This window comes from Actinomycetospora atypica, from assembly GCF_042653685.1.
Lineage (GTDB): Bacteria > Actinomycetota > Actinomycetes > Mycobacteriales > Pseudonocardiaceae > Actinomycetospora > Actinomycetospora atypica.
In genome coordinates this window covers 1-517 of record NZ_JBHSIV010000121.1, presented here as the reverse complement: position 1 = coordinate 517, position 517 = coordinate 1, and the positions used below count along the sequence as shown (strand labels likewise).

At 70.6% G+C, this 517-nt stretch carries 1 protein-coding gene; it reads right to left on the bottom strand.

Annotated features, from left to right (window positions below):
• Window positions 1–178: 178 nt before the first annotated feature.
• On the bottom strand, window positions 179–517 hold a 339-nt coding region (locus ACFPBZ_RS29585), incomplete at its 5' end, for a hypothetical protein (protein WP_378039676.1).

Below are 517 nucleotides of genomic sequence, written 5' to 3'. Positions count from 1 at the left end.
AGTCAGCAGGCGCTGCTGACGGCTCAGCATCAGACGCTGGAGCTGTTGCAGGAGCTCCGGAACCGGTAGCGCCCCGGTCAGCACGGTCTTGAGCTGCTGCCTCAGGGACGCGGGGACCCGCCCCCGGTCAATGCTCGGCGTAGAGCACCTCCCGCCGCGGGCGTTGAGCTGCCGGGGGTCAGAGCAGGTCGACCTCTACCGCCGGATCGAGTCGACGCAGCCGGTCCGGATCGCTAGACAGCGCGGGCCAGCCACGGGTGCGGCAGAGCTCGACGACCCAGCTGGCGAGCGGGTCGAACACTCCGTCGCGGTCGTAGAGGTCGTCGATCTCGAGGCGGTGGCGTTGCTCGGGGGTCTCGAGGACCAGGACGGTGGGCTCAGCGAGCAGCACGTTGAGCAGAGCGGCGTCGCCGGGTCCCGCGAGCAACGCTTCGGCGCGCGCCGCATCCGGGACGAGCAGGGTAAGTCCGAGTCCTGCGGCAATCGAGGTCCAGCTGGCGAGGGCCAGCGATCCGCG